The 24,974-nt window shown below is 71.1% G+C and carries 27 protein-coding genes and 2 pseudogenes; 12 read left to right on the top strand and 17 right to left on the bottom strand.

Features of this window, described 5'->3' with window-relative positions; genetic code table 11:
- Nucleotides 1-21: 21 nt before the first annotated feature.
- The 3 genes from M8542_RS46360 to M8542_RS46350 are packed head-to-tail and all read right to left on the bottom strand — an operon-like array spanning nt 22 to nt 1,000.
- The gene (locus M8542_RS46360) at nt 22-285 is read right to left on the bottom strand and encodes a DUF4235 domain-containing protein (protein ID WP_257926810.1); all 264 of its coding nucleotides are present in this window, start codon (nt 283-285) and stop codon (nt 22-24) included.
- Nucleotides 282-590 (bottom strand): DUF3618 domain-containing protein, encoded by a 309-nt coding sequence (locus M8542_RS46355; RefSeq protein WP_257926809.1) that lies wholly within the window; start codon nt 588-590, stop codon nt 282-284. The genes M8542_RS46360 and M8542_RS46355 overlap by 4 nt, the downstream gene beginning before the upstream one ends.
- On the bottom strand, nt 587-1,000 hold the full coding sequence (locus M8542_RS46350; RefSeq protein ID WP_257926808.1) for a phage holin family protein: 414 nt from the start codon (nt 998-1,000) through the stop codon (nt 587-589). Before M8542_RS46350 ends, M8542_RS46355 begins: the two co-directional genes overlap by 4 nt.
- Before the next feature lie 120 nt (nt 1,001-1,120).
- Between M8542_RS46350 and M8542_RS46345 the strand changes: the two genes are divergently transcribed.
- The 3 genes from M8542_RS46345 (at nt 1,121) to M8542_RS46335 (ending at nt 3,043) form a co-directional block, all read left to right on the top strand.
- Nucleotides 1,121-1,582 carry an SRPBCC family protein gene (locus M8542_RS46345; protein ID WP_257926807.1) on the top strand — a complete coding sequence of 154 codons (462 nt, stop codon included), beginning with the start codon at nt 1,121-1,123 and terminating at the stop codon, nt 1,580-1,582.
- An 80-nt stretch (nt 1,583-1,662) separates the two neighbouring features.
- Nucleotides 1,663-2,502 carry an aldo/keto reductase gene (locus M8542_RS46340; RefSeq protein WP_257926806.1) on the top strand — a complete coding sequence of 280 codons (840 nt, stop codon included), beginning with the start codon at nt 1,663-1,665 and terminating at the stop codon, nt 2,500-2,502.
- A 70-nt stretch (nt 2,503-2,572) separates the two neighbouring features.
- Entirely contained in the window at nt 2,573-3,043 is a 471-nt protein-coding gene (locus tag M8542_RS46335; protein WP_257926805.1) for a hypothetical protein, read from the top strand.
- Nucleotides 3,044-3,110: 67 nt separating this feature from the next.
- On the opposite strand, the gene M8542_RS46330 is transcribed toward M8542_RS46335, so the two are convergent.
- Together M8542_RS46330 and M8542_RS46325 are read right to left on the bottom strand one after the other, a co-directional pair.
- A complete protein-coding gene (locus M8542_RS46330) occupies nt 3,111-3,911 on the bottom strand; it encodes a GAF and ANTAR domain-containing protein (protein WP_257926804.1) in 801 nt (266 codons plus the stop codon).
- Nucleotides 3,912-3,921: 10 nt separating this feature from the next.
- Nucleotides 3,922-4,464 (bottom strand): hemerythrin domain-containing protein, encoded by a 543-nt coding sequence (locus M8542_RS46325; protein WP_257926803.1) that lies wholly within the window; start codon nt 4,462-4,464, stop codon nt 3,922-3,924.
- Nucleotides 4,465-4,588: 124 nt separating this feature from the next.
- Here M8542_RS46325 and M8542_RS46320 point away from each other — a divergent pair, with 124 nt between their 5' ends.
- Nucleotides 4,589-6,106, top strand: coding sequence for a CYTH and CHAD domain-containing protein (locus M8542_RS46320; RefSeq protein WP_257926802.1), 1,518 nt, complete (start codon nt 4,589-4,591; stop codon nt 6,104-6,106).
- A 46-nt stretch (nt 6,107-6,152) separates the two neighbouring features.
- Here M8542_RS46320 and M8542_RS46315 read toward each other — a convergent pair whose 3' ends face one another.
- The 4 genes from M8542_RS46315 to M8542_RS46300 all read right to left on the bottom strand — a co-directional run bounded on the left by M8542_RS46315 (nt 6,153) and on the right by M8542_RS46300 (nt 9,784).
- On the bottom strand, nt 6,153-6,944 hold the full coding sequence (locus M8542_RS46315; RefSeq protein ID WP_257926801.1) for a SigB/SigF/SigG family RNA polymerase sigma factor: 792 nt from the start codon (nt 6,942-6,944) through the stop codon (nt 6,153-6,155).
- The gene (locus tag M8542_RS46310) at nt 6,941-7,390 is read right to left on the bottom strand and encodes an ATP-binding protein (protein ID WP_257926800.1); all 450 of its coding nucleotides are present in this window, start codon (nt 7,388-7,390) and stop codon (nt 6,941-6,943) included. Before M8542_RS46310 ends, M8542_RS46315 begins: the two co-directional genes overlap by 4 nt.
- A 62-nt stretch (nt 7,391-7,452) precedes the next feature.
- Complete coding sequence (locus tag M8542_RS46305; protein ID WP_257926799.1) at nt 7,453-7,782, bottom strand: plasmid stabilization protein; 330 nt, start codon at nt 7,780-7,782, stop codon at nt 7,453-7,455.
- Nucleotides 7,783-7,834: 52 nt separating this feature from the next.
- Nucleotides 7,835-9,784, bottom strand: coding sequence for an aconitate hydratase (locus M8542_RS46300; RefSeq protein ID WP_257926798.1), 1,950 nt, complete (start codon nt 9,782-9,784; stop codon nt 7,835-7,837).
- Nucleotides 9,785-9,843: 59 nt separating this feature from the next.
- Here M8542_RS46300 and M8542_RS46295 point away from each other — a divergent pair, with 59 nt between their 5' ends.
- Both M8542_RS46295 and ctaD read left to right on the top strand, forming a co-directional pair.
- Nucleotides 9,844-10,806 carry an LLM class F420-dependent oxidoreductase gene (locus tag M8542_RS46295; protein ID WP_257926797.1) on the top strand — a complete coding sequence of 321 codons (963 nt, stop codon included), beginning with the start codon at nt 9,844-9,846 and terminating at the stop codon, nt 10,804-10,806.
- A gap of 83 nt (nt 10,807-10,889) precedes the next feature.
- Entirely contained in the window at nt 10,890-12,620 is a 1,731-nt protein-coding gene (ctaD, locus tag M8542_RS46290) for an aa3-type cytochrome oxidase subunit I (RefSeq protein ID WP_257926796.1), read from the top strand.
- Between the two features lie 23 nt (nt 12,621-12,643).
- On the opposite strand, the gene M8542_RS46285 is transcribed toward ctaD, so the two are convergent.
- Nucleotides 12,644-13,009: an STAS domain-containing protein gene (locus tag M8542_RS46285; RefSeq protein ID WP_257926795.1), complete on the bottom strand. Its 366-nt coding sequence runs from the start codon at nt 13,007-13,009 to the stop codon at nt 12,644-12,646.
- A 298-nt stretch (nt 13,010-13,307) separates the two neighbouring features.
- Here M8542_RS46285 and M8542_RS46280 point away from each other — a divergent pair, with 298 nt between their 5' ends.
- Entirely contained in the window at nt 13,308-14,039 is a 732-nt protein-coding gene (locus M8542_RS46280) for an ANTAR domain-containing response regulator (RefSeq protein ID WP_257926794.1), read from the top strand.
- Here the strand turns inward: M8542_RS46280 and M8542_RS46275 are convergent.
- Entirely contained in the window at nt 14,036-14,245 is a 210-nt protein-coding gene (locus M8542_RS46275; RefSeq protein ID WP_257926793.1) for a hypothetical protein, read from the bottom strand. The two genes, M8542_RS46280 and M8542_RS46275, sit on opposite strands and share 4 nt — an antisense overlap.
- A gap of 185 nt (nt 14,246-14,430) precedes the next feature.
- On the opposite strand from M8542_RS46275, the gene M8542_RS46270 reads away from it, so the two are divergent.
- The 4 genes and pseudogenes from M8542_RS46270 to ligD all read left to right on the top strand — a co-directional run bounded on the left by M8542_RS46270 (nt 14,431) and on the right by ligD (nt 17,468).
- Nucleotides 14,431-14,631, top strand: coding sequence for a hypothetical protein (locus M8542_RS46270; RefSeq protein ID WP_257926792.1), 201 nt, complete (start codon nt 14,431-14,433; stop codon nt 14,629-14,631).
- 345 nt (nt 14,632-14,976) lie between these two features.
- The gene (gene ku / locus M8542_RS46265) at nt 14,977-15,891 is read left to right on the top strand and encodes a non-homologous end joining protein Ku (RefSeq protein ID WP_257926791.1); all 915 of its coding nucleotides are present in this window, start codon (nt 14,977-14,979) and stop codon (nt 15,889-15,891) included.
- 42 nt (nt 15,892-15,933) lie between these two features.
- Nucleotides 15,934-16,548: pseudogene (locus tag M8542_RS46260) on the top strand (ATP dependent DNA ligase); the annotation flags it as partial.
- Entirely contained in the window at nt 16,545-17,468 is a 924-nt protein-coding gene (gene ligD / locus M8542_RS46255; RefSeq protein WP_257926790.1) for a non-homologous end-joining DNA ligase, read from the top strand. The pseudogene M8542_RS46260 and the gene ligD, both read left to right, overlap by 4 nt.
- Before the next feature lie 31 nt (nt 17,469-17,499).
- On the opposite strand, the pseudogene M8542_RS46250 reads toward ligD, so the two are convergent.
- A pseudogene (locus M8542_RS46250) lies at nt 17,500-18,137 on the bottom strand (UdgX family uracil-DNA binding protein).
- On the opposite strand from M8542_RS46250, the gene M8542_RS46245 reads away from it, so the two are divergent.
- The gene (locus M8542_RS46245; RefSeq protein ID WP_257926789.1) at nt 18,131-19,258 is read left to right on the top strand and encodes an NAD(P)-dependent malic enzyme; all 1,128 of its coding nucleotides are present in this window, start codon (nt 18,131-18,133) and stop codon (nt 19,256-19,258) included. The pseudogene M8542_RS46250 and the gene M8542_RS46245 overlap by 7 nt on opposite strands.
- Nucleotides 19,259-19,283: 25 nt before the next feature.
- Here M8542_RS46245 and M8542_RS46240 read toward each other — a convergent pair whose 3' ends face one another.
- The 5 genes from M8542_RS46240 to M8542_RS46220 form a co-directional block, all read right to left on the bottom strand.
- Nucleotides 19,284-19,592 (bottom strand): DUF3040 domain-containing protein, encoded by a 309-nt coding sequence (locus M8542_RS46240; RefSeq protein ID WP_257926788.1) that lies wholly within the window; start codon nt 19,590-19,592, stop codon nt 19,284-19,286.
- An 82-nt stretch (nt 19,593-19,674) separates the two neighbouring features.
- Complete coding sequence (locus M8542_RS46235) at nt 19,675-21,441, bottom strand: IlvD/Edd family dehydratase (RefSeq protein ID WP_257926787.1); 1,767 nt, start codon at nt 21,439-21,441, stop codon at nt 19,675-19,677.
- A gap of 278 nt (nt 21,442-21,719) precedes the next feature.
- On the bottom strand, nt 21,720-23,132 hold the full coding sequence (locus M8542_RS46230) for a GH1 family beta-glucosidase (RefSeq protein WP_257926786.1): 1,413 nt from the start codon (nt 23,130-23,132) through the stop codon (nt 21,720-21,722).
- Entirely contained in the window at nt 23,129-23,986 is an 858-nt protein-coding gene (locus M8542_RS46225; protein WP_257926785.1) for a carbohydrate ABC transporter permease, read from the bottom strand. The genes M8542_RS46230 and M8542_RS46225 overlap by 4 nt, the downstream gene beginning before the upstream one ends.
- Entirely contained in the window at nt 23,983-24,972 is a 990-nt protein-coding gene (locus M8542_RS46220; protein ID WP_257926784.1) for a carbohydrate ABC transporter permease, read from the bottom strand. The genes M8542_RS46225 and M8542_RS46220 overlap by 4 nt, the downstream gene beginning before the upstream one ends.
- Nucleotides 24,973-24,974: the final 2 nt, after the last annotated feature.

Genomic DNA, 24,974 nt, shown 5'->3' with positions numbered 1-24,974 from the left:
TGTCCTCAAAGGACGCAGTGGTCAGTCGTCCGGCCACTCACCGGTGGCTTTTTCGTAGCCCACCGCGCCGGCTCGTTCGGTCGCGGCCTTGACGGCGGCGAAGATCGCGCCCTGCACCGCCGCCGCGATGAGCACCTGGGTCCAGGTGTAGTCGCGGTCGGTGGCGTCGGGCGCGTCTTCTTCGCCGGCCACCCGCTTCCAGACCTGCTTGAAGGCCTGGCCGGCGAGCACGCCGCCGAGGGCGCCGACGACCCAGCTCAGCGGCTTGTACAGGACCTTGTTCACGAGTCGTTCCTCCGTCGCAGGATCAGCCGGATCAGGATCACCAGGCCGAGCACACCGGCGAAGATCGGCACCGGGTTGCTCCGGACGACATCGGCGCCTTGGCGGAACTTCACCGCGGTCGGCTCGTTGGTCACGTCCGCGACCTTCGCGGTCGCCTGGTCGAGCTTCTCGTCGACGCCGTCCTTGACGCGGGACTTGACGTCGAGCTTCTGCCCGAGTGCTTCGAGGGTCTCGGTGAGCTCCTCGCGCGTGGCGTCCCGGTCGAGGCGCGCCTCTTCGGCGTTCTTCGGGAAGTCGCCGCTCATGTGTGCACTCCCTGCTTCACCGTGTCCACGTCCGCACGGACTCCGCTGATGGCTTCCTCGGGCACCGGCGGCACGCCTTGGGTGACTTCCTTCTTGCCGACCAGCGCGGCGATCCCGGCGACCAGGAACAGCGCGACCGCGACGAGCACCGCGGCCAGCCAGCCGGGCACGACCAGCGCGAGCGCCAGCACGGCGGCCGCGACCAGCGTCCCGGCGCCGAACAGCGCGAACAGGCCCGCCGCGCCGAACAGTCCCGCGCCGAGGCCCATCTTCTTGCCCTTGCGCTGCAGTTCGAAGACCGCGAGCCGCATCTCGTCCCGGACGAGCCGCTTGACCTCGCCGGTCAGGTCCGTCACCAGTTCACCGACCGAGCGGTCGGCCGCCGGCTGCTTGTTCACTTCTTCGATCACGCAACACCTCCTTGCCTGGCCGCCGTGTACCCGGGGGGCCGCGACGTCAACCACGCCGGGTTTGACCGTTCCGGCGCCGGGTAGCCGAGCGGTACCGCCAACCCCACCGAGGAGGAGTGCATGAGCACGATCACCGAAATCGTGGACGTGGAGGTCCCCGTTTCCACCGCGTACAACCAGTGGACGCAGTTCGAGGAGTTCCCGCAGTTCATGGAAGGCGTCGAGGAAATCCGTCAGCTGGACGCCACCCACACCCACTGGGTGACGCGGTTCGGTGGCGTGACGCGCGAATTCGACGCGACGATCACCGAGCAGCACCCCGAAGAGCGGGTCGCCTGGACGTCGGACTCCGGGCCGGACCACGCCGGCGTCATCACCTTCCACCGGCTCGACGACTCCCACACGCGGGTGACCGCGCAGATGGACATCGACCCGGAGGGCTTCGCCGAGAACGTCGCCGACAAGCTGGGCGTGCTCGACCGCCGGGTGAAGGGCGATCTCAAGCGGTTCAAGGAGTTCATCGAGCAGCGCGGCCGGGAGACCGGCGCCTGGCGCGGTGACGTGGACCGGCCCGGCAGCTAGTTCACACGATCGAGTGACACGGCGGGGCGGGTGCCGCCCCGCCGTGTTTCGTGCCCGGAGACCTCGGGTAGGCCGCAACCATGACCACCACCACTGCCGACGTCCCCGCCGTGGAGCTGAACAACGGCGTGTCCATCCCGCAGTTCGGGTTCGGCGTGTTCCAAATCCCGCCCGAACAGACCGCCGGGGCCGTGCGCACGGCCCTGGAAGCGGGCTACCGCCACATCGACACGGCGCAGATGTACCGCAACGAGGAGGGGGTCGGCGCCGGCATCGCGGAATCCGGCTTGGCGCGTGAAGACGTGTTCGTCACCACGAAGCTGGCGAACGACGCGCACGGCCACGACAACGCGATCAACGCGCTCGAAGGCAGCCTGCAACGCCTCGGCCTCGAGTACGTCGACCTCTACCTGATCCACTGGCCGTTGCCGCACAAGGACACCTACGTCCGGACGTGGCAAGGCTTCGAAGACATCCTGCGGGCGGGCAAGGCCCGCGCGATCGGGGTGTCGAACTTCCAGCCGGCCCACCTCGAGCGGCTCGCCGAAGAGACCGGCACCGTGCCCGCGGTCAACCAGATCGAGCTGCACCCCGCGCTGCAGCAGACGGAACTGCGCGCCTACCACCAGTCCCACGGCATCGCGACGGAAGCCTGGAGCCCGCTGGCGCAGGCGGAGGTCCTCGAAGACCCGGTGCTGGCCGAGCTGGCCGGGAAGCACGGCCGGACCGCCGCGCAGGTCGTGCTGCGCTGGCACATCCAGCTCGGGAACATCGTGTTCCCGAAGTCGGCCACGCCCGAGCGGATCCGGGAGAACATCGACGTCTTCGGCTTCGAGCTCGACGACGAGGACATGACCGCGGTCGGCAAGCTCGACGACGGCCGCCGCACCGGGCCCGACCCGGACACATTCACGGGGTGACCGCGGCGTTTCCCTGCGCAACCTGCCGGGTACCTCTTCCGGAGAGGTCCCCCAGGAAGGAGCGTCCGGCATGACCACCAACGCGTACCTGTCGTTTCTCGCGATCGGCGTGGCGCTGGTCCTGATCGACGGGCAGATCATCTACCGCAGCGGCCGCCGTTACTTGGAGAACTCCTACGGCGACCCCGCCGCCGGCGCTTCGATGACCCGGCTGGTCACCGTGTTGTTCCACCTGGCGACGCTGGGGGTGCTGGCGCTCGTCTCGACCATCGACATGGGCGGCAGTGACCTGCCGGGCGTCGTCGGCCGGCTCGGTGTGCTGCTGCTGATCCTCGCCCTGGCGCACGCCATCACCCTCGGCGTGCTGTCCCGCATCCGCGGGGAGCAGGAGGTCGAGGCGGTCGTCCAGCGCCGCGGGGCGCCGCAGCGGGTCGACCCGGAGCTGCAGGCGCCGACGGTGACGCCGGTGCCGGGTCAGGAAGGCCGGTACCCGAACGTCAGCCCGTCGATCGAGCACCAGACCCCGTACTCCGCGCAGTAACCCCGCTCACACCCACCTCGAGGGCGGCACTTTCACGTGAAAGTGCCGCCCTCGAGCGGTGCGTGGGTCAGGACTCCGCGGCCGGCAGGTCGACTTCGGTGTGCCGGGTGGCGAGGGTCCGCGCCAGGTCCGCCAGCTTCACGTTCAGTTCCTGGGACGCCTGCCGCAGCACGTCGAAGGCCTCGTCGGCGGAAATGCCGCGGCGCTGCATCAGGATGCCCTTCGCCTGGCCGATGACGTCCCGGCTGTCCACCGCGCGGCGCAGGTGCGTGCGCTCCAGCTCGGCCGAGGCGACCGCCTCGGTGTGCGCCAGGGCCAGCGACGCGTGCGTCGCCAGCAGCAGGGCGATGTCGACCGCCCGGCTGTCGAACGCGCCCGGCCGGCCCGAGTAGATGTTGAGCGCGCCGGACAGCCGGGGCGGGCGCGCGTCCGGCAGCAGCGCGGTGGCCAGCACCGAGTGGTAGCCGTACGCGGCGGCGCCGGGGCCGAACGAGGGCCAGCGCGGGTCGTGGCCGACGTCCTGGGACCAGCCGAGCGCCGGGCCGTCCGGCCGGGCCGACTCGACGCAGGGGCCTTCGTCGTGCTCGTACTGCAGCAGGTCGAGCCGCTCGGCCAGCGGGTCGGTCTCGACCGGGGTGTGGTACGTGCCGTCGGAGGTGCGGAGGGTGACGCTGACCAGGTCGGCGTCCGGGACGAGCGCGCTCGCGGCCCCCACCACCAGCTTGAGCACGCCCCCGACGGTGGGCGCCTCGTCGAGCAGGGTGCGGGTGAGGTCGGCGAGCTGGCGCGCGAGCGGGCCCGGCGCCACCGCGTCGTCCGGCCCGAAGGCGGCTCGGTCGCGGGCCCACTCGTCTTCACCGATGCTCATGATCCGCCATTCAACCCGACGCGCTCCGCGCACCGTCGTCCGGTGGGCACAGCGCGGCCCGCGCCCGGTCGACGAACCCCGGCCCCGGCCACAGCTGGTCGGCCTGCGGCATCCGGTCGGCGAGGTCCGGGTGCGGCAGCGTCGCCGCCGCGTCGCGCGCCGCGACGACCTGTTCGCCCAGCTCGCTGCGCCGTTCGGGGGAGCAGGCGAGCCGCACCTGGCGCACCGCTTCGGGTCCTTCGCCGCGGACGTGCCGCCGGACGGCGCGGATCAGCCCGCCCAGCAGCCGTTCGAAGCGCGGCTCCTGGGGGCCCGCGCCCTCCAGCTGCCGCATCAGGCGGTCCGCTTCGGCGAGGTCGCGGTCGCCGCCGTCCAGAAAGGACTCTTCGGCGACGGTGTGCCGGACCACCTCGGCGATGAGGTGGTCGGCGAGGTCCTTGCGGTTCTCCGGGCTGCCCTGGCCGAGCTCGAGCTCGGTGCACAGCCGGTCGAGCTGCCGGTGGTCGGCGGCGAGGACGGTGGTCAGGTCGGTTGCGGGCTGGCTGCCGTTCATGCAGGCTCCTGGTCCGGACTCGGGATTTCCCGGCCCGGATACCCGTTGCCCGCGTGCCGAATCCCGTGTCGACCTGGTGTCGGCCGGGTACCCGGCAGGCACATCGGCCCCAGGGAGGATGACCATGGCAGCGCCGTCGTCGGTGACCGAGCGCGAGCGCAAGTACGAGATCGTCGCGGGCAGCGGCGTGCCCCGGCTGATCGGCGTCGCGGGCGTCGAGACGCAGGACGACCCGGTCGAGCACCTGCTCGACGCGTCCTACTACGACACCGCGAGCTTCCGCCTGGCGCGCGGCGGCATCACGCTCCGGCGGCGCGTCGGCGGCCACGACGCGGGCTGGCACCTCAAGCTGCCCGTCTCGGCCGACGAGCGGCAGGAGATCCAGCTGCCGCTGGGCGGCGACCCGAACAAGGTGCCCGGCCGGCTGCGGCGCCTGGTGGCCGCCTACACGCTGGGGGAGAAGCTGGTGCCGATCGCGCACCTGCGCACCGACCGGTTCGAGCACCGGCTCGCCGACGGCGAGGGCCGCACGATCGCGACGCTGACCGACGACCACGTGACCGGCGAGGTCGGCGGCGACGGCGCGCACCTGGACAAGTGGCGTGAGCTGGAGCTGGAGCTCGACCCCGGCACCGCGCCCGGCCGGCTCGACGACTTCGACCGGGCGCTGGCCGACGCCGGCGCGTCCGCCTCGCCGTGGCCCTCGAAGCTGCGGCGCCTGATCGGCGACCGCGTCCCGCGGCCGCCGCGCGCCCGCGAGAAGCCGACGGCGGGCGACGTCGTGCTGGCGTCCCTGCGCGAGCACCAGGCCCGGTTGCGCCGGGCGGACGTCGGGGTGCGGCTGGACGTCGAGGACTCCGTGCACCAGATGCGGGTGGCGACCCGGAAGCTGCGCAGCACGCTCCGCACGTTCGGGTCCATTGTGGACAAGAAGCGCACCGCGGCGCTGGCGGCCGAGCTGCAGCGGCTCGGGCAGCAGCTGGCGCCGGCCAGGGACACCGAAGTCGGTGAGGAACGGCTGCGCGCACAGCTCGACGACGTCCCGCCGGAGCTGGTGTTCGGGCCACTGCGCCAGTACCTCACCCGCTACTTCGCCCGCGAGGCCGAAGAAGGCCGGACGAAGGCCATGGCCGCGCTGACCGGCAAGCGGTACCGGCACCTGCTCCGCGCGCTCGACGACCTGGTGACCGCACCCCCGCTGACGGCGAAGGCCCGCAAGCCGGCGAAGTCCGCACTGCGCGAACCGGTGCGCAAGGCCGCCAGGAAGCTCCGCCGGGCCGAGGCGGCGACGACCGGTTTGACGGGCGAGGAGCTCGAGACGGCGTTGCACGACGTCCGCAAGAAGGCGAAGCGCGCCCGCTACGCGGCGGACACCGTGAAGCCGGTCTACGGCAAGAAGCTGCGGCAGTGGCGCAAGAACGTCAAGGCCGTCCAGAGCACGCTGGGCGAGCACCAGGACACCGTGGTCGGCCGGGACGTCCTGCACCACCTCACCATCGCCGGGCACGGCGAAGGGCAGAACACGTTCACGTTCGGGATGCTCTACGCCGAAGACGCGGTCCGGGCGGAGGACCTGCGGGAGACGTTCGGCCGGCAGTGGCGGCGGCTCGGGAAGGGCGGCCGCCCCGGCTGGCTGCGCTGACCCAGGCAGCTGACCTTGGCAGGCGGGGCCGGCCGGGTGGCCGGCCCTAGCCTTCGCCGGTGAGCTTGCCGCGCAGCTGCTCCAGGGTCTGCGACAGCAGCCGGGAGACGTGCATCTGGGAGATGCCGACGCGGTCGGCGATCTGGGTCTGGGTCAGCCCGCCGAAGAACCGCATGACGAGGATCGCGCGCTCCCGCTTCGGCAGCTCCTGCAGCAGCGGCTGGAGGGCCTCGTGGTTTTCCACCATGGCCATCTCGTGGTCCGGTTCCCCCATGGTGTCGGCCAGCGACAGCGCCTCGGCGTCGTCGTGGACCGGCTTGTCGACCGACAGGGCCTGGTAGGCGTTGCCGGCGAGCAGGCCTTCGCGGACGTCGTCGACGTCCAGCCCGAGGTGCTCGGCCAGTTCGGTGGGCGTCGGCGCGCGGCCGAGGCGCTGCGAGAGCACCGCCGAGCCCTGGCTCAGCGAAAGGTGCAGCTCCTTGAGCCGCCGCGGCACCCGCACGGACCAGCCGGTGTCGCGGAAGTGCCGGCGGACCTCACCCATGATCGTCGGCACCGCGAAGGACAGGAAGTCGTGGCCGCGGGTGGGGTCGAACCGGTCGACGGCGTTGATCAGGCCGATCCGGGCCACCTGGACCAGGTCCTCGCGGGGCTCGCCGCGGCCCGAGAAGCGCGTCGCGATGTGCTCGGCGAGCGGGAGCAGCTCGGTGACCAGCTTGCTCCGGACCACGTCCCGCCGCGGATCGTCGGGTTCGAGGGTGCCGAGCTCGTCGAACAGCGGCTCGCAGTGGGCGTACTCGTCGGGCCGGTGGAGGAGGGCTTTGCGCTCGCCGCTCACGCGCTCGTTCCCGGGTTGAGCACCAGCTCGATCGTGACGATGCCCGCGCCCCCACCGGGTAGGACGTCGCAGTGCGCGGTCACCGACCGGCTCAGCGTGGTCAGCACGTGCCAGCCGAAGGTGCGGTCACTCGGCGGCCGCGGGTCGTTCGAGCGGGTCGAGACGACGACGTGCAGACCGTCGGCGGCCTGCACGAAGCGGCAGTGCAGCTGGGTGCCGAGCTCGGCGAGCTGGACGAGCTGCGCGCACGCCTCGTCGACGGCCATCTTGGCGTCGGCGATGGCGTCGAGGCCGAAGTCGGCGCGCGAGACGACGCCGTGCGTGAGCATCCGGACCAGGGGAATCTGCTCCGCCATGGCGGGCAGGCGCAGCTCCACCGGTTCCTCGAGCAGCTCGTCCAGCGTGGGCTTGCTGCTGGCTGAGCTGCGGCTTTGTGGTTCTTCCATGCGAGAGGTATTACCCATCCGGGGGAACGCTGACACTTTCTGTTCGGGTATTTCGGGCTTCGTCACCGGCCCAGCGCCCGTTCGAGTTCCTTCTTGGTCATCGTCGAGCGGCCGTCGATGTTCCGCTTCTTGGCCTCGTTGTAGAGCTGGTCCTTGGTGGGGCCGCCGGGACCCTTCCGGTTGCCGGACCGCTCACCACCGCGCTGCTGCGGGGACTTGTCGTTGAGCGAGGTCTTGCTCGCCTCCCGCGACTCACCGGACTGCGCACGGTTCTTGTTCACCGTCCGAGCGGCGATCTCCTTGGCGCGCTTGGTGCTCGCGCCGCGGTCCTCGGCCGAGTCCTTGACGTGCTCGTACTGGCGTTCGCGCTTGGTGCTCCACGACTGGGGCATGCCCGCTCCCTTCTCTCGTGCGCCGAGTACCCGGTGGATCACCGGGTAAACCTCACTTCCGGGTGGCGAGCAGCGGAATCCGGCCCCCGGCGAGCACCGCCTCCACCTGCCGCTCCGAGAGCCGATGAGTCACCCGGTACTCCTCGTCCCGGGTGGTGTTCCGGACGGTCAGCTCACCCCCGCCGAGCGCGTCGCGCAGCCCGTCCAGGACCAGCGTGTCGCCGGCCGAGATCCGCTCCCGGTCGGCCTCCTCGGCGAACTCGAGCGGCAGGACGCCGAAGTTCGCCAGGTTCTGCCAGTGGATCCGCGCGAACGACAGCGCCAGCACCGCGCGCATCCCCAGGTGCCGGGTGGTGATGGCGGCGTGCTCCCGGGACGAGCCCTGCCCGTAGTTCGAGCCGCCGACTACGAAGTGCGCGCCGGTCTCGGCGGCGCGTGCCGGGTAGTCCTCGTCGATCCGGGTGAAGGTGAACTCCGCGAGCTTCGGGATGTTCGACCGGAACGGCAGCGCGCGGGCGCCGGCGGGGGAGATCTCGTCGGTCGAGACGTCGTCGCCGACGACCAGCAGCACCGGTGCTTCGAGGCGGTCGGGGAGCGGTTCGAACTCGGGGAGCCCGGAGATGTTCGGCCCCTTGACCAGCTCGACCTCCGCGGCCTCGCCGGCGGGCAGTGGCCCCTCGAGCATCCCGGTGTTGACCGCGGAGTGCTCGGGCGGGGCCAGGTCGGGGTGCGCGAGGTCGTGCTCGGCGGCGAACTCGCGGGGGTCGGTCAGCACGCCGGTGAGCGCCGACGCCGCCGCGGTCTCCGGCGAGCACAGCCACACCGCGTCGTCGGTGGTGCCCGAGCGGCCGGGGAAGTTGCGGGGGAAGGTGCGCAGCGACGTCTGCCCGGGCGCGGGCGCCTGACCCATCCCGATGCAGCCGAGGCAGCCGGTCTGGTGGATCCGCGCGCCCGCGGTGACCAGGTCGGTGACGTGCCCGGCGCGGGTCAGGTCGACGAGGATCTGCCGGGACGACGGGTTGACGTCGAAGCTGACCGAGCCGGCGCTCTGGCGGCCCTTCACGATCGCGGCGGCGACGGCGAAGTCGCGGAAGCCCGGGTTCGCCGAAGAGCCCAGCACCACCTGGTCGACCGGGGTGCCGGCGGCTTCGCGGACCGTGACGACGTTGCCGGGCGAAGACGGCTTCGCGACCAGCGGCTCGAGTGAACCGAGGTCGATCTCGTCCTCGACGTCGTAGGCCGCGCCCTCGTCGGCGTGCAGCTCGGTGAAGTCGTCCTCGCGGTCTTCGGCCCGCAGGAACGCGCGGACGGCGTCGTCGGCGGGGAACACCGTCGCGGTGGCGCCGAGCTCGGCGCCCATGTTCGCGATGACGTGCCGGTCCATCGCGGTGAGCCCGGCCAGGCCCGGCCCGTGGTACTCGACGATCCGCCCGACACCGCCGCGCACGCCGTGGCGGCGCAGCATCTCCAGCACGACGTCCTTGGCCGACACCCAGTCCGGCAGCGCACCGGTCAGCCGGACGCCCCAGATCTCCGGCATCCGCAGGTAGAGCGGCTCGCCGGCGATCGCGAGCGCGACCTCCAGGCCGCCGACGCCGATGGCCAGCATGCCCAGCGAACCGCCGGCGCAGGTGTGGGAGTCCGAGCCGGCCAGGGTCCGGCCGGGCTTGCCGAACCGCTGCATGTGGGTCGGGTGCGAGACGCCGTTGCCGGCCTTGGAGAACCAGATCCCGTAGCGGCGGCAGGCCGAGCGCAGGAAGGCGTGGTCCTCGGCGTTCTTCTCGTCCGCCTGCAGCAGGTTGTGGTCGACGTACTGGACGCTCACCTCGGTCTTCGCCCGGTCCGGGTCGAGTGCTTCGAGCTCCTGCATGACCAGGGTGCCGGTGGCGTCCTGGGTGAGTGTCTGGTCGACCCGCAGGCCGATCTCGCGGCCGGCCACCGGCTCTCCGTCCACCAGGTGGTCGTCGATCAGCTTGCGCGCCAGCGTCCGGGATTCGCCCATGCGAGCCGGTTACCCACGCCGGGAGCGGGTATGCGGGGCGTGATCGAAAGGAGCCGCCGATGAGGATCGGCTACACGCTGATGACCGAGCAGGCCGGGCCGAACGAGCTGGTCCGCTTCGCCACCGGGGCGGAGCAGGCCGGCTTCGACTTCGAGGTGATGAGCGACCACTACTCGCCGTGGCTCGCCGAGCAGGGGCACGCGCCCTACGCCTGGAGCGTGCTGGGCGCGGTCACCCAGCGCACCGAGCGTGTCGAGCTGATGACCTACGTGACCTGCCCGACGATGCGCTACCACCCGGCGGTCGTGGCCCAGAAGGCGGCGACGGTCCAGGCGCTCTCGGGCGGCCGGTTCACCCTCGGCCTCGGCGCGGGGGAGAACCTCAACGAGCACGTCGTCGGCCGCGGCTGGCCGCCGGCCAACGTCCGGCACGACATGCTCGCCGAGGCGCTCCAGATCATCGGCGGGCTGTTCGACGGCGGCTACTTCGACTACGAGGGCAAGCACTTCCGCGTCGACTCCGCGAAGCTGTGGGACCTGCCGGAGCGGCGGACGCCGATCGGGGTCGCGGTGTCCGGTTCGCAGTCGGTCAAGCGGTTCGCCCCGGTCGCCGACGCGATGATCGCGGTCGAGCCGAAGGCGGAGCTGTCGAGCGAGTGGGACGCGACGAAGCTCGGGCCGCCGAGCCGCAAGATCGGGCAGATGCCGGTGTCCTGGGGAGCCGACCGCGACGCGGCCGTCAAGCGCGCCCACGAGCAGTTCCGCTGGTTCGCCGGCGGCTGGAAGGTCAACGCCGAGCTGCCCGGGCCGGCCGGGTTCGCCGGGGCCACGCAGTTCGTCCGCGAAGACGACGTCGCCGGCTCGATCCCGTGCGGCCCGGACGTCGAGCCGATCGTCGCGGGCATCCGCGAGTTCGAACAGGCCGGTTTCACCGACGTCGCCCTGGTCCAGATCGGCGGCGACCAGCAGGACGGCTTCCTCGACTTCGCCGAAAAGGAGCTGCTCCCGGCCCTGCGGGCCTAGTTCCACCCGTTCAGGGGAACGCGGAGCGCGAGCATCAGGAGTAGTACGCGGGTTACGGGACAGTCCGGCGACAGGAGTTGCGGATGACCGACGTGAAGCCCAGCCTGCAGGCGGTTCCGCTCGCCGTCGCGCGGCGCGGGCCGAAGGGCGGAACGCTGCTGCGCCTGCTGCGGACCACCGACCCGAAGCAGATCGGACTCCTGTACCTGACGACGTCGTTCGCCTTCTTCATGGCGGGTGGCGCGATGGCGTTGCTGATGCGCGGCGAGCTGGCGCGGCCGGGCCTGCAGTTCCTCTCACCCGAGCAGTACAACCAGCTGTTCACCATGCACGGCACGATCATGCTGCTGCTCTACGCCACCCCGAACCTGTTCGGTTTCGCCAACTACATCCTGCCGCTGCAGATCGGCGCGCCGGACGTCGCGTTCCCGCGGCTCAACGGGTTCGCCTACTGGCTGTATCTGTTCGGCGGGCTGATCGTGATCAGCTCGTTCCTCACCCCGGGCGGCGCGCCGGACTTCGGGTGGACGGCCTACACACCGCTGTCGAACGCCATCCACTCGCCGGGCATCGGCGGTGACCTGTGGATCATGGGCCTGATCGTGTCCGGGCTCGGCACCATCCTCGGCGGGGTCAACATGGTCACCACGATCGTGACCCTGCGCGCGCCCGGGATGACCATGTGGCGGCTGCCGCTGTTCACCTGGAACATCCTGTTCACCTCGATCCTGATCCTGCTGGCCTTCCCGATCCTCACCGCGGCGCTGTTCGGGCTGGAGGCCGACCGCCGCCTCGGCGCGCACGTGTTCGACCCCGAAAACGGCGGGGCGATCATGTTCCAGCACCTGTTCTGGTTCTTCGGGCACCCCGAGGTCTACATCGTGGCGCTGCCGTACTTCGGGATCGTCACCGAGATCATCCCGGTGTTCAGCCGGAAACCGCTCTACGGCTACCGGCTGATGGTGATGGCGACGATCGCGATCACCGCGCTGTCGGCGGCGGTGTGGGCCCACCACATGTACGCCACCGGCGCGGTGCTGCTGCCGTTCTTCTCGATCATGACGTTCCTCATCGCGGTGCCGACCGGGATCAAGTTCTTCAACTGGATCGGCACGATGTGGAAGGGGCACCTGAGCTTCGAGACGCCGATGCTGTGGTCGCTCGGGTTCATGGTGACGTTCCTGTTCGGCGGCCTCACCGGCGTCATCCTGGCGTCACCGCCGCTGGACTTCCACGTGACCGACTCCTACTTCGTCGTCGCGCACTTCCACTACGTCCTGTTCGGCACGATCGTCTTCGCGACGTTCGCCGGGATCTACTTCTGGTTCCCGAAGATGACCGGCCGGATGCTCGACGAGCGCCTCGGCAAGTGGCACTTCTGGACCACGTTCCTCGGCTTCCACACGACGTTCCTCGTCCAGCACTGGCTCGGCGACGAAGGCATGCCGCGCCGGTACGCCGACTACCTGACCTCCGACGGCTTCACGACGCTCAACACCATCTCGACGATCGGCGCGTTCATCCTGGGCGCGTCGACGCTGCCGTTCATCTGGAACGTGGTGAAGAGCTACCGCTACGGCGAGCAGGTCCTGGTCGACGACCCGTGGGGCTACGGCAACTCGCTGGAGTGGGCGACGACGTGCCCGCCGCCGCGGCACAACTTCCTCGACCTGCCGCGGATCCGCTCCGAGCGGCCGGCGTTCGAGCTGCACCACCCGGAGGCGGTGGCGCGGATGGGGGAGGAGCGGCACGTCCGCTCGAAGCGGGCGCGAGCCCGGGACGAGCACGCCGGAGCGGCCGGCTCGTCCCGCTGACCGGCCCGCCGCACTACATGGGGTCAGGCGGGCGCGGGTTCGGCCGAGTGCTCGCGAAGGGTCAGCCGCCGGTCGGCGCCCGTCACCGCCAGGGCGCGGCGGAGCATCGGGTTCGTCCCGGCGACCACCACCAGGTCGGTGCCGCCGTGGTCGGCCTGCAGGGCCGCGTGGAGCAGGACCTGCACACCCGCCACCCCCAGGAAGTCCACTTCGGACAGATCGAGGGCCAGGCGCTCCGGCGCCGCCCGCAGGCGGTCCGAAACCAGGCGGGCCAGGTCGGCCGCCGTCGCGCTGTCGAGGTCGCCGCGCGCGGCGATGTGCACCGCGTGCGGGGCGGGCCACGTCGTGCGCAGCCGCAGGGCCGGGTGTCTCGCCAGGGGAATGGTCATGCCGGCTCACCGCCGTACTGACGCGGGGCCGGGGGCGCCGCGCCTCGTGGGGGTTCGAGGGCGGCTGCTGGGCTGAACCGTCACCCGAGCCTAACCACGGGTGAACCGCCCGCAACCGACGTTGCTCCGAACGGACGCGCGGCACGCCGGGGCGGTGACCGCTTGTGCCCGTGCTGATCGGGATGCAGTAATCTCGCGCTGGACCCGTTAAAGCGCTAGCGGCCCACTAGTGGCGCGCGCCCGGGTCCTCCCTGGTCTAGAGCGCCCTTGAGAATCGAGAAAAGGGGCGTCACCAAGGATGACGGGCGGCGATGAGCAGCTCACCGCGCGGTTGGACGAAGTCACGGTGGCGATGGAGTCGCTGACCGCGATGCTGGACACCGAACTGGACCTCGGCCAGATGCTGCAGGCGGTGTGCGATCACGTGGTGCAGGTCGTGCCGGGGGCCGACATGGCGAGCATCACCCTGGTGCGCGAAGGGGTCCCCGAAACGGTGGCCAGCACCGACCAGCGCGCGGTGAACTTCGACCGCGAGCAGTACCGGATCGGCGACGGCCCGTGCCTGCGCGCCGCGGAGACCGGGCAACCGGTGCGGGTCGGCGTCGGGGCGGTGGGCGACGTGTGGCCGCAGTTCGTGTCTTCGGCCGAGCAGCTGGGCGTGGCGAGCTTCCTCGCCGCGCCGCTGACCGTGGACGGCGACATGGCCGGCGCGGTGAACCTGTTCGGCTTCGGCGAGCACGGCTTCAGCGAGCTGGGCACGAAGATCCTCGAGCTGTACACCGCGACGGTCGTGTTCGGCCTGCGCAGCGCCCGCCGGTACTTCGCGGCGCGTGAGCTGATCGACCAGCTCAACCGCGCGCTGGAGACGCGTGCGGTGATCGACCAGGCCAAGGGGATCCTGATGGCGGCGCACCGGATCACCGCCGAAGAGGCGTTCCAGCGGCTGGTCAAACGTTCGCAGGACGGCAACCGCAAGCTCCACGAGGTCGCGGCGGAGTTCGTGGCGGCGGTCGCGACGACGGCGCCCTAGCCGGCCGGGACCTCGTCCGGTGGCGCCTCCGGTTCGACGGCCTGCTCGGGGCGGTGCCTGGTGCGCTGGCACGTCGTGCAGACCAGGGTCCGGCCGAGCACCTTCCCGTCGTCGGCGACGACCTGGGCGACGTGCATCGTCGGGAATCCGCAGACTTCGCAGGGCAGCGAACCGTCCTCGCGGCTGATGCGGATCTGGGTGCCCATCCGGCCTCCTGGTGTGACGTGGGTCTCACATCCTTGCGGGTTCGGACCCGTGGTCCCGCGGTTTTCACTCGTTCGGCCTAACGACTGACGGTCTCCGCCGGGGCGGCCGGCGCCTCTTGTGTTTCGCGGGGTGATCCGGGGTAACCGCCCGGCGAAGAGCGAACCGGGGATTCAGGGGAGCGAACATGCGAGACAAGCGGAACGACCTGAGGCCGGTGGCGGACCTCCTCCTCGAGGGTGGGGACACGCCCGAGCAGGAACAGACGCGCCGGAGGGCCGCACTGGCGGTCGCGGGGCGGGCCAAGGACGCCGACGACTGCGCCGAGCTGCTGGCGATGCTCGGCCTGCACCGCACGGGTAAGGGACGGAGCAGCGAAGTCGCCTGAGGCCCGAGAAGGCGGCTGGGAGCCGCCTTCGGCACAGAGCCCGCCTGGACCGCCCGCACCGGTCCGGCGGGCTCCCGCCGGTTCGGAGGCGGGGTGGGCGGCCGCATCGGCTCGCGCACGGCACCGCGGCCACGACCGGCCGGATCACCCGACCGCCGTTGGGCGGGCGGCCTCCGTCGGTTCGAGCGCCCGGGAGGGTCAGCCGGCCTGGCGCCTCCACCGGTCGACGGCCCTCGCCGCACTCCGAGCGAGCCTCCCGGCCGTCGCCGGTCCGGGTCGCCTGGGCGGGTTCCCGTCGTTTCACGCGTCCCCGCCGCGGGTAACGCTGCCGGTGAGGAGGTCGACATGGCCAGACCGGTGTGGAGCGGGGCATTGAGCCTGGGGCTGGTGACCGTTCCCGTGGAGCTGTACCCCGCGGTGGCGGACCACACGATCCACTTCCACCAGTTCGAACGCGGGACGTCCGACCGGATCCGCAACCGGCGGGTCAACGAGCGGACCGGCGACGAGGTCACCCAGGACGAGATCGTCAAGGGCTACGACCTCGGCGGCGGCGACCACGTGCTCGTCGAGCCGGACGAGCTCGACGAGATCGCGCCCGAGCGCTCGCGGCGGATCGACATCGAGCAGTTCGTGGAGCTCGACGAGATCGACCCGTGGTTCTTCGACCGCACCTACTGGCTCAAGCCGGCCAAGGAGGACTTCGCCAAGGCGTACGGCCTGCTGCTCAAGGCGATGGATCGCAGCGAGAAGGCCGGGGTCGCCAAGTTCGTGCTGCGCGGCAAGGAGTACCTCTGCGCGGTCCGCGCCGGCGAGGACGTCATGGTGCTCAACACCCTGCACTTCGTCGCCGACCTGCGGAAGCCGAAGGACGTCATGGGCGGGCTGCCCGACCTGCCGAAGCCGCGGCCGAAGGAGCTCGACATGGCGCTCTCGCTCGTCGACGAGATGACGGCGCCCTGGAAGCCCGAGGACTACCGCGACGAGTACTCCGGCCGCGTCGAGGAGCTGATCAAGGCCAAGAAGGCGGGCAAGGAGATCGCGCACGAAGAGGAGCCGGAGCCGTCGGCCGACGTCGTCGACCTGTTCGAGGCCCTCTCGCGCAGCGTGAAGAACCGCAAGGGCGGCGGCGGCAAGAAGAAGCCGGACCTCGGTGAGTTGTCGAAGGCCGACCTGGACAAGCTGGCTCGCGAGCAGGGTGTGAAGGGCCGGTCGAAGATGACCCGTGCCCAGCTGGAGAAAGCGCTGAAGGCCTCGTGACGGGACCAGGCTGGCGCGAGCCGACCTTGGCCACGCTCACCGACCTTCGCCGCGCTGCAGCCGCGGATCCACCTCACGGACCCGGACCGCGCCCGCGCGACCGGCGTGCGGGTCTACTACTACCTGTTCGACCTGCTGTACTTCGACGACCACGACACGACCGCGCTGCCCCTGCGGCAGCGGAAGGCGTTGCTGCGCGACGCGTTCGGCTTCGCGGACCCGCTCCGGCTGTCGGCCCACCGCAACACCGAGGGCGAGAAGTTCTCCGAACAGGCCTGCCGGCGTGGCTGGGAGGGCGTCATCGCCAAACGGGCCGACGCGGACACCCGACTGGCTGAAGTTCAAGTGCGCGCAGGGGCAGGAGCTGGTCATCGGCGGTTTCACCGACCCGCAGGGCGCGCGGCACGGCTTCGGCGCGCTACCGGCTTCGACGAAAAGCTCTTGGCATCCCTGCACGCCCGGTTGCGGGCGCGCGAGACGAAGCAGTCGCCGTTCGCCGGGGCGATGAAGGAGTCCGGCGCGCACTGGGTCCGGCCGGAGCTGGTCGCGCAGGTCGGCTTCTCCGAATGGACGCGCGACGGGCGGCTTCGGCACCCGCGGTTCGCCGGGCTGCGCGAGGACAAGCGGGCGGCCGACGTGGTGCGGGAGCAGGCGTGAAGATCTCTCATGCGGACAAGGTGTTCTACCCGGCCGACGGGCTGACCAAGGGCGACGTCGTCGAGTACTACCGGGCGGTCGCCGACGTCATGCTGCCGCACCTGCGCGGCCGCCCGCTGACGCTGCGGCGGTTCCCGGACGGCATCGAGGGCCAGGGCTGGTTCCAGAAGCACCCGGGCGAGCACTTCCCGGACTCGATCCGCGTCGCGAGCGTGCCCCGGCGCGGTGGCGGTTCGGACGACTACGTGGTCTGCGAAGACGCCGACACGCTGGACTACCTGGCCGGGCAGGGCACGCTGGAGTTCCACGTCTGGCTGTCCACAGTGGACGCGCCGGAGCGGCCGGACCGGCTGGTGCTGGACCTCGACCCGCCGGACGGCACGCCGGTCGCCGAGCTGCGGCCGGTCGCGCGCGGGATCCGAGCCGAGTACGAGCGGGCCGGGCTGACGGCGTTCGTCCAGGCGACGGGCGGCCGCGGCTTCCACGTGCTGGCGCCGCTCGACGCGAAGTCCGACGTCGACGTGGTGCTCGAGCTGTCCCGCGCCCTGGCGGACCGGGTCGCGGCGGCCGACCCCGACCGGCTGACGACGGCCCAGCGCAAGGACAAGCGCGGCGACCGGATCTTCCTCGACGCCAACCGCAACGGCTACGCGCAGACGTTCGTCGCGCCGTACTCGCTGCGCGCCCGCCCGGGCGCGGCGGCCGCGACCCCGCTGGACTGGCGCGAGCTGGGCAAGGCCGACCCGGACGGCTGGAGCCTGGCGAAGGAGAAGCAGCGGCTGGCACGCAAGGACGACCCTTGGCGCGACTTGGCCGAGCACGCGGGCTCGGCGGAAGCGGCTCTGCGCCGGCTCACCTGCGGCGCCCCACTGTGGCGTTGGGTGCGTCCGCCGCCCCGAACGCCACATTGGGTGCGTTGAGCGCACCCAACGCCACATTGGGGCGCTCGGGTCAGGCGAGAGTCCGGCGCGCAGCCGTCAGGTCGGCCACGAAAGCCGCGTAGGCCTCGTCGCGGTCCGGTGCCCGCAGGACCGCCGACGGGTGCACCGTCGCGATGGCCGACGGCACCAGCTCCGCCACGTCTTCGGGTGCTTCGACCGGCTCGCCGCGGTGCGCGGTCAGCCGGAACTTCGGGCCCAGCAGCGACTGCGCGGCCGTCGCGCCCAGCAGCAGCACCAGCTCCGGGCGCACCGCCCTCAGCTCGGCCAGCAGCCACGGCCGGCACGCAACCACTTCGGTGCGGCCCGGTTTCCGGTGGATGCGGCGCTTGCCGCGTTCGGCACGCTTGAACTTGAAGTGCTTGACCGCGTTGGTGACGTAGCGCGACTTCCGGTCGAAGCCCGCCTCGTCGAAGGCCCGGTCCAGCAGCTTGCCGGCGGGCCGACGAACGGCTCACCCGCGAGGTCCTCCTCGTCACCCGGCTGTTCGCCGACGACCAGCACCTTCGCGCCGTGAGAGCCTTCGCCGAAGACGGTCTGGGTCGCGTCCCGGTGCAGGGCGCAGCCGTGACAGCCGGCCGCCGCGGACCGCAGCCGGGCGAGGTCGGTGATTTTCGGCCGCGTGGTCCGGGTACTCCGCGGGCATGACACACAGCCGAGGAAAGGTCGAGGTCACGACCCGCGTCACCCTGGAGACCCCCGACGACCTGGCCGAGCACTACACACCCGGCGTCGCGGACCAGGCGAAGCGGATCGCGGACGACCCTTCGACGCTCGCCCGGGAGACGGTGAAGGCCAATTCGGTCGCCATCGTGTCCGACGGGTCCGCCCTGCTCGGGCTCGGTGACCAGGGCCCGGCCGCCGCTCTGCCGGTGATGGAGGGCAAGGCGGCGCTGCTCAAGCGCTTCGCCGACGTCGACGCCTGGCCGATCTGCCCGGTCAGCCGCGAACCCGACGACCTGGTCCGCACGGTCAAGGACCTCGCGACGTCGTTCGGCGCGATCAACCTCGAGGACATCGCCGCCCCGCGGTGCTTCACCGTCGAACGGCGGCTGCACGACGAGCTCGACATCCCGGTGTTCCACGACGACCAGCACGGCACCGCGGTCGTCGTGCTCGGCGCCTTGCACAACGCGCTGAAGCTGACCGGCCGCGAGCCGGCGGGCACGTCGGTCGTCATCGCCGGGGCGGGCGCGGCGGGCAGCGCCATCGCGCGGCTCCTGCTGCGCGCGGGCTACCACGCCGACGGGATCGTCGTCTGTGACAGCGAAGGCGTGCTGCACCCGGACCGGGACCTGGTGGGGGAGAAGCACTGGCTGGCCGAGAACACCAACGCCGCACGGGTCACCGGCAGCGTCCAGGACGCGCTGCGCGACGCGGACGTGTTCGTCGGAGTCAGCGCCGGCGGGCTGCTCAAGCCCGACGACGTCGCCGCGATGGCCGACCGGGCGATCGTGTTCGCGCTGGCCAACCCGGACCCGGAGGTCGACCCGGACGCGGCCCGCGAGCACGCGGAGGTCGTCGCCACCGGCCGCAGCGACTTCCCCAACCAGATCAACAACGTCCTCGCGTTCCCCGGCATGTTCCGCGGGCTGCTCGACTCGGGCGCGACGCGGGTGACCGGGGAGATGCTGCTGGCGGCGGCGCACGCGCTGGCCGATGTGGTGGGCGAGGACCTGGACCCCGGGCACATCGTGCCGAGCGTGTTCGACGAAGCGGTGGTGCCCGCGATGGCGGCGGCGGTGGCCGGCGCGGCCGAGGCCGCCGAATAGTCCACTGTGGACGTCGGCGGCAAGCTCAGCGCGAGCCGGCCGCCGGCGTCGTGCCGTCCTGAGCGGCCTCCCGGGTCGTCTCGGCGCGGGCGATGTGCCACGCCACCAGCGCGCCGGCGCAGACCGTGCCCCAGAGCACGAGTGCGGCGTCGCGGGCGAAGAGGCCGACGACCAGCATCACCACCGCGGTGACGTCGGACAGCACCAGCAGCAGGTTCCACCGCCGGAGGCCGCGCCGGGTGCGGCCGTTGAACGCGGCGGCGAACGCGGGGTCGCTCGCCAGCAGCTCGGCCTCGATTTCGCGCAGGGCGTGCCGCTCTCGCTCCGGCAACATGGGGTCCTCCTCGCCTCGGCTATCGCTGGGATACCCCCTCCGCACCCGTTCGAAGCGGCACTTTCCCTATGAAAGTGCCGCGCTAGTGGTTGTCGCGGGGGATGCCCTTCGTCTGCGCGATCCGCTGGTAGGCCACGGCCGGGCGCAGGACCATGCCGTCGCAGAGCTGGTCGACCATCGAACGCTGGATCTCCTGCCACGGTGTCTGCGACTCCGGGGCCGGGTACCCGCCCGACTCTGCCAGCTCCTTGTGGCGCAGCGCGAGCTCCTCGTCCGGAATGAGCACGTTCGCGGTGCCCGCCGCGAGGTCGATGCGCACCCGGTCGCCGGTGCGCAGCACCGCGAGGCCACCGCCCGCCGCGGCTTCGGGGGAGGCGTTGAGGATCGACGGCGACCCGGACGTGCCCGACTGCCGGCCGTCGCCGAGGCACGGCAGCTCACGGATGCCCTGCTTGATCAGCGCCGCCGGCGGCCGCATGTTCACCACCTCGGCCGCGCCCGGGTAGCCGAGCGGGCCGGTGCCGCGCATGACGAGCAGCGAGTGCTCGTCGACGCCGAGGCCCGCCTCGTCGATGCGGGCATGGTAGTCCTCCGGGCCGTCGAACACGACCGCGGTGCCCTCGTAGACGCCGCCGGCCAGGTAGCGGCGGCGGAACTCCGGGGAGATCACGCTGGACTTCATGATGGCCGCGTCGAAGAGGTTGCCCGTGAACACGAGGAACCCGGCGTCTTCGGTGAGGGCGGTGTCGAAGGTGCGGATGACGTCGCGGTCGCCGGCCTCGGCCTCGCGGCAGTTCTCGCCCAGTGTGCGGCCGTTGACCGTGCGTGCGTCCTCGTGGATCAGGCCGTGCCGCATCAGCTCGTGCACCACCGCCGGGACGCCGCCGGCGCGGTGGAACTCCTCGCCGAGGTACTTGCCCGCGGGCTGCAGGTCGACCAGCAGCGGGACGGCGTACCCCAGCCGCTGCCAGTCTTCGAGGGGCAGGTCCACGCCGACGTGCCGGGCGATCGCGCCGATGTGGATCGGTGCGTTGGTCGAGCCGCCGATCGCCGAGCTGACGACGATCGCGTTCTCGAACGCCTCTCGGGTCAGGATGTCCGACGGCTTGAGGTCTTCCCGGACCAGCTCGACGATCCTTCGCCCGGTCAGGTAGGCCATCCGGGCGCGGTCGCGGTGCGGTGCCGGGATCGCCGCGCAGCCCGGCAGGCTCATGCCGAGTGCCTCGGCGAGGGCGTTCATCGTCGATGCCGTGCCCATGGTGTTGCAGTGGCCTGGCGATGGAGCCGAGGAGGCGACCAGCTCCATGAAGCCGGCGTCGTCGATTTCGCCGGCGGCGAGCAGCTCTCGGGCCTTCCAGACGATGGTGCCCGAGCCCGTTCGCTCGCCGTTGTGCCAGCCGTTGAGCATGGGGCCGCCGGAGAGCACTATCGATGGGATGTTCACGGTCGCTGCGGCCATCAGGCAGGCTGGGGTCGTCTTGTCGCAGCCCGTGGTGAGGACGACGCCGTCTATCGGGTAGCCGTAGAGCGTCTCCACCAGGCCCAGGTAGGCCAGGTTGCGGTCCAGTGCCGCGGTGGGGCGTTTGCCGGTTTCCTGGATGGGGTGCACGGGGAATTCGATGGCTATTCCGCCCGCTTCGCGGATGCCTTCGCGGGTGCGGTCGGCCAGCTGGACGTGGTGGCGGTTGCAGGGGGACAGGTCCGAGCCGGTCTGCGCTATGCCGATGATCGGCCTGCCGGACTGCAGCTCTTCGCGGGTGAGGCCCCAGTTCATGTAGCGCTCTAGGTAGAGGGCCGTCATGCCCGGGTCGGCGGGGTTGTTGAACCAAGCTTCGCTGCGCAGTCCCATACCGGTCAGTCTGTCAATGAGGTGGCCGGGATGCACGTCTTTGGCGGGTGGGCGGCGGGTTCAAATGCCCTTCCGGCACCCCGAAGCCTTCATTGTGACTACGGCCGGCAGCACCGCGTCAAGGCGGGAAAGATGCCTTGACCCGGCGCTGCCGGCCGTGTTCTGGCTTCGGATCGCGGTGCGGGGGGTCTGGGTTCTCGTCGTGTCGGGTTTTGAGGGCCCGTCACTTGCGCCGGTGAAGGCCGCCCGCGCCGGCGGCCTTCACCTTCCTTCCTCCCTCAGCCGAGGCCGTTGAGGCCGATCACCCGTGAATACCACTGTGCGCTGCGCTTCAGCGTCCTCACCTGCGTTGCGTAGTCCACGTGGATCAAGCCGAAGCGCTTTGCGTAGCCCTCCGCCCACTCGAAGTTGTCCAGCAGTGACCAGTAGAAGTAGCCGCGCAGGTCTACTCCGGCCTGGATCGCGTCGTGTGCCGCTCGCAGGTGGGAGTCGAGGAACGCCACCCGGTCGGTGTCCACGATGTCACCGCCGCCGTCGATGACGTCGGGGTACGCCGCTCCGTTCTCCGTGATGTACAGCGGCACCCGGCGGTAGCCGCGGTGGACCTGCAGCAACGACTCCGTCAGCCCGGCCGGCTGGACCTCCCAGCCGGAGTCCGTGCGCGGTGCCGCCAGGTCCGGGACGAAGTGCACGTCGCCCGCGCCCACCCACTCCGGGCCCGCCGGCTCGCTGCCCGGCACCGGGCGGCCGGCCACCCGGTAGTCGCGGTAGTAGTTCACCCCCAGCCAGTCGACGTGCGCCGCGATGACCGCGGCGTCCTCGTCGCGCACCACGTCGCCGAGACCGAACGGGGCCAGGTCGGTGACCAGGTCGTCCGGGTAGCCGCCGCGCAGCACCGGGTCGAGGAACAGGCGGTTCTGCAAGCCGTCGATCCGGCGGGCCGCGGCGACGTCGGTGACGTTCGCCGGGTCGTGCGGGGCGACCGGGTAGAGGTTCAACGTGATGCCCGCCGGGACGCCCGGCGCGTGGCGGCGGATGATGTCCATCGCCAGCCCGTGGCCCAGCAGCAGGTGGTGGGTGGCGGCGACGGCGGCCGGGTGGTCGGTGCGGCCCGGCGCGTGGATGCCGCCCGCGTAGCCGAGCATCGCCGCGCACCACGGCTCGTTGAGCGTCGACCAGCTCGCGACGCGGTCGCCGAGGCGTTCCAGCACCGTCTCGGTGTACTCGGCGAACCGGTACGCGGTGTCGCGGTTCGTCCAGCCTCCCTGCTCCTCGAGCGTCTGGGGCAGGTCCCAGTGGTAGAGCGTCGCCCACGGCTCGACCCCCGCTTCCAGCAGGCAGTCCACGAGCCGGTCGTAGAAGGCGAGCCCGGCGGCGTTCGGCGCGCCGCCGTCCGGGCGGACCCGGGGCCACGCCAGCGAAAACCGGTAGGCGCCGAGGCCGAGGCGGCGCATCAGGTCGACGTCCTCGGGGTAGCGGCGGTAGTGGTCGGCCGCCGGGTCGCCGGTGTCGCCGCCCACGACCGCGCCCGGACGGCGTGCGAAGACGTCCCAGACCGAGTCGGTGCGACCGTCGGCCGTGGTGGCTCCTTCCACCTGGAACGCCGCGGTGGCGGCGCCCCAGACGAAGCCGGGCGGGAACATCAGCGCTGTCTCCGCCCGAACGCTGTCGGGATGTACGGACATGGTCACCCTTTCACGGCACCTTGCATGATCCCGGCCACGATCTGGCGGCCGAGGAGGACGAAGACGATGAGGATCGGGATGGTGGCCAGGGTCGTGCCGGCCAGCACCAGTGAATAGTCGACGTAGTAGCCGCTCTGCAGCTTTTCCAGAGCGACCTGGACGGTCGGGTTGCCCGCGTCCAGGACCACCAGCGGCCAGAGGAAGTCGTTCCACGACGTCATGAACGTGAACATCGCGAGGATCGCCGCGGCCGGGCGCACCGCGGGCAGGCAGACGTTCCAGAAGATCCGGATCATGCTGCACCCGTCGACGCGCGCGGCCTCGATGAGCTCGTAGGGCAGGGCGTCCACTGTGTACTGCCGCATCCAGAACACGCCGAACGCGGTGACCAGGTTCGGCACGATCACCGACTGCAGGCCGCCCGCCCAGCCGAGCTCGGACATCGCGATGAACAGCGGGATGATGCCGAGCTGCGTCGGCACCGCGAGCGTGACGACGATGAACACGAACATCCCGTTGCGGCCCTTGAACCGCAGTTTCGCGAAGGCGAACCCGGCCAGTGACGAGAACAGCACCGTGGTGAGCGTGACCGTGCCGGACACGATGACGCTGTTCGCCAACGCCTTCCAGAACGGCACGGTGTCGAACACCCGGGCGGCGTTGGCGAAGAAGTTGCCACCGGGGATGAACGGCGGGATGCGCTCGGTGAGCATCCCGTTGTCGCGGCTGGCCACCAGGAACGACCAGTAGAACGGGAACAGCGAACCGAGCACGAAGATCGCCAGCACGACGTAGGTCGCCTTGCGCGGCTTCCCGAGCGTGGCGACTCGCCTGCGGAGTCCACTCTGGAGGGTCGTCATTTCTTCTTCACCGCCGGGGTGCGCGCGAGCCGGCCGGTGAGGAAGAAGTTCACCAGCGCGATGAGCACGATGATCAGGAACAGCACCCAGGCGATCGCCGAGGCGTAGCCGAGGTTGTAGTTCTCGAACGCCGATTGGTACAGGTACAGCGTCACGGTCTGGAACTGGTTGGTCGAGCCGCCGTTGTTCGACCCGGGCAGGGCGTCGAACAGCTTCGGCTCGGTGAAGATCTGCAGGCCGCCGATCGTCGAGGTGATGGTGACGAAGATCAGCGTGGGCTTGAGCAGCGGCAGGGTGACAGCCGTGAACCGCCGCCAGGTGCCCGCGCCGTCGATCAGCGCCGCCTCGTGCAGCTCCTTCGGGATGGCCTGCATGGCCGCCAGCACGATCAGGGCGTTGTAGCCCGTCCAGCGCCAGTTGACCATGATCGCGATCGCGACGTGGCTGCCGAACCGGCTGGCCTGCCAGTCGACCGGGTCGAGGCCGATGGTCTGCAGCACGCCGTTGATCAGCCCGTACTTGGGGCCGAACAGGTTCGCGAAGATGATGCCGATCGCGACCAGGCTCGCCGCGTACGGCAGCAGGATGCCAACGCGCCAGCCGGTCGCGCCACGCAGCCGGGCGCCGAGCAACGCCGCCAGCAGCACCGCGATGATCAGCTGCGGCACGCTGGAGAGCAGGAAGATGCTGACCGTGTTGGTCAGCGCGTTCCAGAACTGGCTGTCGGCGAACAGCTCCTTGAAGTTGTCGAGCCCGATGAAGTCCGGGTCGTCGTCGCCGGCCTTCCACTTGAACAGCGAGACGTACGCGGTGTAGAGCAGCGGGAACAGCCCGACGATCCCGAACACGATGAAGAACGGCGCGACGTAGAGGTACGGCGATACCTTGACGTCCCACCGGCTCAGCTTGTGCCGGAAGGTGGGCCGGGGAGACGTGCGCTCCCCGGCCTTGCTCCCTTCCGGCGCGACTTTGTCGAGGACGGTCATGA

The sequence above is a fragment of the Amycolatopsis iheyensis genome (genome assembly GCF_024703995.1).
Lineage (GTDB): Bacteria > Actinomycetota > Actinomycetes > Mycobacteriales > Pseudonocardiaceae > Amycolatopsis > Amycolatopsis iheyensis.
This window is presented reverse-complemented; position numbering and strand designations above follow the sequence as displayed.

Bases quoted from the DNA above. Each gene is read 5' to 3' on its own strand.
- M8542_RS46355 (WP_257926809.1), bottom strand. From the start codon at position 590: ATGAGCGGCGACTTCCCGAAGAACGCCGAAGAGGCGCGCCTCGACCGG.
- M8542_RS46345 (WP_257926807.1), top strand. From the start codon at position 1,121: ATGAGCACGATCACCGAAATCGTGGACGTGGAGGTCCCCGTTTCCACC.
- M8542_RS46340 (WP_257926806.1), top strand. From the start codon at position 1,663: ATGACCACCACCACTGCCGACGTCCCCGCCGTGGAGCTGAACAACGGC.
- M8542_RS46335 (WP_257926805.1), top strand. From the start codon at position 2,573: ATGACCACCAACGCGTACCTGTCGTTTCTCGCGATCGGCGTGGCGCTG.
- M8542_RS46330 (WP_257926804.1), bottom strand. From the start codon at position 3,911: ATGAGCATCGGTGAAGACGAGTGGGCCCGCGACCGAGCCGCCTTCGGG.
- M8542_RS46325 (WP_257926803.1), bottom strand. From the start codon at position 4,464: ATGAACGGCAGCCAGCCCGCAACCGACCTGACCACCGTCCTCGCCGCC.
- M8542_RS46320 (WP_257926802.1), top strand. From the start codon at position 4,589: ATGGCAGCGCCGTCGTCGGTGACCGAGCGCGAGCGCAAGTACGAGATC.
- M8542_RS46310 (WP_257926800.1), bottom strand. From the start codon at position 7,390: ATGGAAGAACCACAAAGCCGCAGCTCAGCCAGCAGCAAGCCCACGCTG.
- M8542_RS46305 (WP_257926799.1), bottom strand. From the start codon at position 7,782: ATGCCCCAGTCGTGGAGCACCAAGCGCGAACGCCAGTACGAGCACGTC.
- M8542_RS46300 (WP_257926798.1), bottom strand. From the start codon at position 9,784: ATGGGCGAATCCCGGACGCTGGCGCGCAAGCTGATCGACGACCACCTG.
- M8542_RS46295 (WP_257926797.1), top strand. From the start codon at position 9,844: ATGAGGATCGGCTACACGCTGATGACCGAGCAGGCCGGGCCGAACGAG.
- ctaD (WP_257926796.1), top strand. From the start codon at position 10,890: ATGACCGACGTGAAGCCCAGCCTGCAGGCGGTTCCGCTCGCCGTCGCG.
- M8542_RS46285 (WP_257926795.1), bottom strand. From the start codon at position 13,009: ATGACCATTCCCCTGGCGAGACACCCGGCCCTGCGGCTGCGCACGACG.
- M8542_RS46280 (WP_257926794.1), top strand. From the start codon at position 13,308: ATGACGGGCGGCGATGAGCAGCTCACCGCGCGGTTGGACGAAGTCACG.
- M8542_RS46275 (WP_257926793.1), bottom strand. From the start codon at position 14,245: ATGGGCACCCAGATCCGCATCAGCCGCGAGGACGGTTCGCTGCCCTGC.
- M8542_RS46270 (WP_257926792.1), top strand. From the start codon at position 14,431: ATGCGAGACAAGCGGAACGACCTGAGGCCGGTGGCGGACCTCCTCCTC.
- ku (WP_257926791.1), top strand. From the start codon at position 14,977: ATGGCCAGACCGGTGTGGAGCGGGGCATTGAGCCTGGGGCTGGTGACC.
- M8542_RS46245 (WP_257926789.1), top strand. From the start codon at position 18,131: ATGACACACAGCCGAGGAAAGGTCGAGGTCACGACCCGCGTCACCCTG.
- M8542_RS46240 (WP_257926788.1), bottom strand. From the start codon at position 19,592: ATGTTGCCGGAGCGAGAGCGGCACGCCCTGCGCGAAATCGAGGCCGAG.
- M8542_RS46235 (WP_257926787.1), bottom strand. From the start codon at position 21,441: ATGGGACTGCGCAGCGAAGCTTGGTTCAACAACCCCGCCGACCCGGGC.
- M8542_RS46225 (WP_257926785.1), bottom strand. From the start codon at position 23,986: ATGACGACCCTCCAGAGTGGACTCCGCAGGCGAGTCGCCACGCTCGGG.
- M8542_RS46220 (WP_257926784.1), bottom strand. From the start codon at position 24,972: ATGACCGTCCTCGACAAAGTCGCGCCGGAAGGGAGCAAGGCCGGGGAG.